General features: G+C 67.8%; 6 protein-coding genes. 4 read left to right on the plus strand and 2 right to left on the minus strand.

The features are described 5' to 3' along the window. On the plus strand, positions 1-855 hold an 855-nt coding region (locus JHC79_RS22530), incomplete at its 5' end, for an alpha/beta hydrolase (protein WP_296395098.1). Positions 856-882: 27 nt separating this feature from the next. Here the strand turns inward: JHC79_RS22530 and JHC79_RS22535 are convergent. Beyond that, the gene (locus tag JHC79_RS22535) at positions 883-1737 is read right to left on the minus strand and encodes an NAD(P)H-binding protein (protein WP_296395100.1); all 855 of its coding nucleotides are present in this window, start codon (positions 1735-1737) and stop codon (positions 883-885) included. Positions 1738-1867: 130 nt separating this feature from the next. Between JHC79_RS22535 and JHC79_RS22540 the strand changes: the two genes are divergently transcribed. After that, positions 1868-2275 (plus strand): helix-turn-helix domain-containing protein, encoded by a 408-nt coding sequence (locus tag JHC79_RS22540; RefSeq protein ID WP_296395102.1) that lies wholly within the window; start codon positions 1868-1870, stop codon positions 2273-2275. Positions 2276-2284: 9 nt separating this feature from the next. Here JHC79_RS22540 and JHC79_RS22545 read toward each other — a convergent pair whose 3' ends face one another. Next, complete coding sequence (locus JHC79_RS22545) at positions 2285-3124, minus strand: alpha/beta hydrolase (protein WP_296395104.1); 840 nt, start codon at positions 3122-3124, stop codon at positions 2285-2287. Between the two features lie 65 nt (positions 3125-3189). Here JHC79_RS22545 and JHC79_RS22550 point away from each other — a divergent pair, with 65 nt between their 5' ends. Both JHC79_RS22550 and JHC79_RS22555 read left to right on the plus strand, forming a co-directional pair. Next, a complete protein-coding gene (locus tag JHC79_RS22550; protein WP_296395106.1) occupies positions 3190-3825 on the plus strand; it encodes a TetR/AcrR family transcriptional regulator in 636 nt (211 codons plus the stop codon). Positions 3826-4099: 274 nt separating this feature from the next. Then, positions 4100-5046: Clp protease N-terminal domain-containing protein (locus tag JHC79_RS22555; RefSeq protein ID WP_296395108.1), on the plus strand; the 947-nt coding region annotated here is incomplete at its 3' end.

The raw sequence follows: 5046 nt of genomic DNA on the forward strand, positions 1-5046 counted from the left end.
GTCCTCGACGTGGCGATAGAACGCCACGGCGATCCGGGTGGGCGGTCGGTCGTACTCGCACACGGGTTCCCGTACGACCCGCGGTGTTTCGACGACGTCGTCGCGCTGCTGGTCGCGTCGGGCGCTGACGTGGTGGTGCCCTATCTGCGCGGCTACGGCCCGACCCGTTTCGTCTCGCCGACGACCCTGCGATCGGGACAACAGGCCGCGTTGGCGCACGACCTGCGGGAGCTCATCGTCGCGATGGGCCTGGAGCAGCCGGTGGTGGCCGGGTTCGACTGGGGTGGTCGGGCCGCATGCCTGGTGTCGTTGCTGTGGCCGGACCTGGTGTCGGGACTGGCGACCGTCGGCGGATACAACGTGCAGGACATCGCCGCATCCGCGACGCCCGCGCCACCGCACCTCGACCGTCGCGCCTGGTACCAGTACTACCTGCACTCCGAGCGCGGCCGCGCCGGCCTCGCCGAGTACCGCGCGGAGTTCGCCCAACTGTTGTGGACGGAGTGGTCACCGACGTGGCGCTTCGGTGACTCCGAGTTCGCCGCCACCGCACCGTCGTTCGACAACCCGGACTTCGTCGACGTGGTGGTGCACTCGTATCGGCACCGGTACGGACTCGTCGACGGTGACCCGGCCTACGCGGCCACCGAGGACGAGATCACCCACCGACGTCCGATCACGGTCCCGACCGTCGTCCTGGAACCGACCGAGGACCCGATCGCGTCGCTGTCGGGGACAGGTGACCACGAAGAGCACTTCACCGACGTCGTCGACGTCCGTCCGATCGACTGCGGGCACAACCCACCCCAGGAACTGCCCAGTATCTTCGCGGACGCGGTCCGTCGCCTGCTGTGACGAACGCCGTGACCGAGGAGTTCCGGGTCAGGCCAGCGCCGCCCGGATGACGTCGACGAACGGGGTGGACGGCCGACCGAGCAGATCGGCGAGGTCGGTGGAGGTCGAGTCCAGCTCGCCGCGCGCGATCCCGGCGTCGGAGTCGGCCAGGACGGCCGGCATCGGTTCGGGAACCCCCGCTCCACGCAGCGCTGTGGCGTAGTCGTCGGTCGAGAGGTCCTGGTATCGGACCGGTGTACCGGCGACGTCGGCGATGACGGCCGCGATGTCGGCGTAGGTGAGGTGCTCGGTGCCCGCGAGCTCGAAGACCCCGGGCCGGCCTGCGATCAGGGCCGCAACTGCGGCACCGGCGAAGTCCGGTCGGGTGGCCGGTGCGACGCGTCCGTCTCCGGCGGCGCCGTACAGGACGCCGCCGTCGATGGTGGGCTGCAGCGACGCCGCGTAGTTCTCCGAGTACCACCCGTTGCGCAACAGGATGTGGTCCAGACCGCTGTTCGCCAGCGCCTTCTCGGTCGCGACGTGCTCGCCGGCCAGCGAGAGTCCGCTCGTGTCGGCCTTGAGGATGCTGGTGTAGGCGATCAGCCCGACCTGCGCGGCGACGGCGGCATCGACCACGGACGAGTGCTGCGCGACCCGCGACCCCACCTCGGAGCCCGAGATGAACAGCAGGCGGTCGACACCGGTGAACGCCGCGGTGAGTGCGGCGGTGTCGGCGTAGTCGGCGACGCGGACAGTGACACCACGGTCGGCGAGGTCGCTCGCCTTGGCCTCGTCGCGCACGACCGCGACGATGTCGGCGGCCGGGGTGCCCCGCTCGATGAGCTCGTCGACGGCCAGGCGGCCCAGCTGCCCCGTGGCTCCGGTGACTCCGTAGATGGTCATTGCGTCCTCTTTCTTGTCGGTGGCGCGCGGACCGGCATGCCCGGTGCGCTCACAACAGTGATAGCACTTACTTTTAGTGCAGTGCAAACGTGACAGCCAGCACAGGCGGCACGTGAGGTACTATCGCCGCATGTCGTCGGACGAATCAGCTGCGCAGGACGCCTTCCTCGAGGCGGACGTGTTCGCGCGCGACTGTGGTTCGCGGGATGTTCTGCAGAACCTGACGAGCCGGTGGGGTCTGCTGGCGTTGCTGGCCCTGACCGAGGGCGACTACCGGTTCAACGCCCTGCGGCGGCGGGTCGACGGTGTCAGCGAGCGCATGCTGTCGCAGACGCTGCAGACCCTCGAACGCGACGGCTTTGTCACCCGCACCGTGTTGCAGAGCATCCCGCCGCGCGTCGAGTACTCGCTGACCGATCTGGGGCGCACGGTTGCCGTGTCGGTGACGGCGTTGATCGAGCAGGTCGAGGGTGCGGTCCCGACGGTGATGGCCGCACGGAAGAGCTACGACGAACGCACCGCACGGACGACGTCGTAGGGCACGCGCCTATCGCGCCGAGACGGATTCGATCGCACTGCTGACCGCGTCGGGCTCGTCGAGAGCGACGAATGTGCGCGCGCCCGGTACCGGCACATAGGTCGCGTTCGGGAACCGGTCGGCCAGCCGCTTTCCGAGTCGCGGTGTGAAGGACCGGTCATCCTGTCCCCAGACGATCGCAACAGGCTTGGCGAAGCGAGACATGTGCTCGGACACCTCGATCATGTCGGCCACCCGAACCGACCGCAGCAATCCGACGAGGTCGCGGCAGATCTGAGGGTTGGTGAGGCAGGGGTTGATCCAAGATCTGGTCAGCTGGGGGTCTGCTTTGTGCGAGAGCGCGCCGTAGGCGAGTGGGGAATGCCGCAACAATCGCATGCGCATCGTGTACGCCAGGGTCCGCATGGTCACCGGTCCGCGCATGAGGGCGAAGACCTGTTTGAACGGCGCAGGTGGGAACTGCTCGAACGCGTCGCAGTTGGTCAGCACCAGGCGTCCGACCACGTCGGGGAACTCGTGAACGACGAATTGGCTGAAGGCGCCGCCGGAATCGTTGCCCACCAGTGTCACGTCGGCCAGGTCCAGTTCGACGATCAGATCGCGAATGATCCTGGCGACCACCCGCGGGCTGAGCGTCGCGCCCTCATCGAGCGGAGTCGTGTGCGACCCGAGGGGCAGGTCCGGGAGCACGCAGCGGTAACCGCGTGCGGCGAGTTGGTCGGCGACGCGGTCCCACAATCGGCTGTCGGCCAGCACGCCGTGAATGAACAGCACGGGCGGGTGGTCGGATTCGGCGGGGCCGACGATCCGATAGGGAATGGTGCCTTCGGCGACGATGATCTCGGGCATGTCGGCTAACCTCTCGATGCGTTCTCATTTACAAACCATCGGTATGAAAGTTACATACAGCCTGTATGAAAGTCAACGAATCGGACAGTTCCCCCACGCGACCGCGACGGCGAACCCAAACCGAACGCACCGTCGCCACCCGAGCCGCACTCCTTAACGCGGCGCGGTCGTTGTTCGGCGCGCAGCCGTTCGCCGACGTGTCGACGCAGGCCATCGTGGAGGCGGCGGGGGTCACCCGCGGTGCGCTCTATCACCAGTTCGGCGGTAAGACGGAGCTCTTCGACGCACTCGTCGAGACGATCGAGGAAGAGACCATCGCCGCGGCACTCACAGTGGTCGCCGCCGAGCAGCCGGCCGAACCGGTCGAGGTGATCCGCGCCGGTGCGCACGCGTGGCTCGCCGAGTGCGCGCGGCCGGAGGTCTACCGGATCCTTCTGATCGACGCGCCCGCGGTGCTCGGCTGGGATCGGTGGCGGGAGATCTGCGAACGCTTCGGGCTGGGGGTCATCGAGTCGATGCTGCAGGGCGCGATCGACGCCGGAGCGATCCCGCCGCAGCCGGTCAAGGCGACCGCCCACGTGATGCTCGGCGCACTCGACGAGGCGGTCCTCTACATCTCGCGTGCCCCGGATCGAGACGGTGCGATCGTCGAGATGTACGAGGTCGTCGACCGCCTGATCGGGGCCTTGACCGCACGCTGAGCACAAATCGGCCGCGTTCGCTGACGGCGTAGGGCATCGGTGAAGATCCCCGGGTGCTGCGACGTTGTGATCCATACGGCCGTGATCTGCGGTCGACAACCGCCGATGAGGTGGAGTTACCCGCGAGGAGTTGACCTGCGGCCACTACAGTGGTGGCAAGGCTGCCGCCGACGTCTTTCGCCACCCCACGTGACGATTCATCTCGGTGGCCGTGGGCCCACCAGGGACCGACCTGAGTGTCCAGGTCGATCTCGTTGTCAGTAAAGGGAGAACAATGTTCGAACGGTTCACCGATCGCGCACGCCGGGTTGTCGTCCTCGCCCAAGAAGAGGCGCGGATGCTCAATCACAACTACATCGGCACCGAGCACATCCTGCTCGGCCTCATCCACGAGGGCGAGGGAGTCGCGGCCAAGTCGCTGGAGTCGCTCGGCATCTCTCTCGAGGGTGTGCGGAGCCAGGTCGAGGAGATCATCGGCCAGGGCCAGCAGGCACCGTCGGGGCACATCCCCTTCACGCCGCGCGCCAAGAAGGTCCTCGAGCTCTCGCTGCGCGAGGCGCTGCAGCTCGGCCACAACTACATCGGCACCGAGCACATCCTGCTCGGCCTGATCCGCGAGGGCGAGGGCGTCGCCGCCCAGGTCCTGGTGAAGCTGGGGGCCGACCTCAACCGCGTCCGCCAGCAGGTGATCCAGCTGCTCTCGGGCTACCAGGGCAAGGAGCCGCAGGAAGCCGGTTCCGGCGGACGCAGCTCCGAGTCGGGCACCCCGTCGACCTCGCTGGTCCTCGACCAGTTCGGTCGCAACCTGACCGCCGCGGCCGCCGACGCCAAGCTCGACCCGGTCATCGGGCGCGAGAAGGAGATCGAGCGGGTCATGCAGGTGCTCTCGCGACGCACCAAGAACAACCCGGTCCTCATCGGTGAGCCCGGCGTCGGCAAGACCGCCGTCGTCGAGGGTCTCGCGCAGGCCATCGTGTCCGGCAACGTCCCCGAGACGCTCAAGGACAAGCAGCTCTACACCCTCGACCTCGGTTCGCTGGTCGCGGGCAGCCGCTACCGCGGTGATTTCGAGGAGCGCCTGAAGAAGGTTCTCAAGGAGATCAACACCCGCGGCGACATCATCCTGTTCATCGACGAGCTGCACACGCTCGTCGGCGCGGGTGCCGCCGAGGGCGCGATCGACGCCGCCTCGATCCTCAAGCCGAAGCTGGCCCGTGGCGA

The sequence above is a fragment of the Williamsia sp. genome (assembly GCF_016462415.1).
Lineage (GTDB): Bacteria > Actinomycetota > Actinomycetes > Mycobacteriales > Mycobacteriaceae > Williamsia_A.

Bases quoted from the DNA above. Each gene is read 5' to 3' on its own strand.
- JHC79_RS22535 (WP_296395100.1), bottom strand. From the start codon at position 1,737: ATGACCATCTACGGAGTCACCGGAGCCACGGGGCAGCTGGGCCGCCTG.
- JHC79_RS22540 (WP_296395102.1), top strand. From the start codon at position 1,868: ATGTCGTCGGACGAATCAGCTGCGCAGGACGCCTTCCTCGAGGCGGAC.
- JHC79_RS22545 (WP_296395104.1), bottom strand. From the start codon at position 3,124: ATGCCCGAGATCATCGTCGCCGAAGGCACCATTCCCTATCGGATCGTC.
- JHC79_RS22550 (WP_296395106.1), top strand. From the start codon at position 3,190: ATGAAAGTCAACGAATCGGACAGTTCCCCCACGCGACCGCGACGGCGA.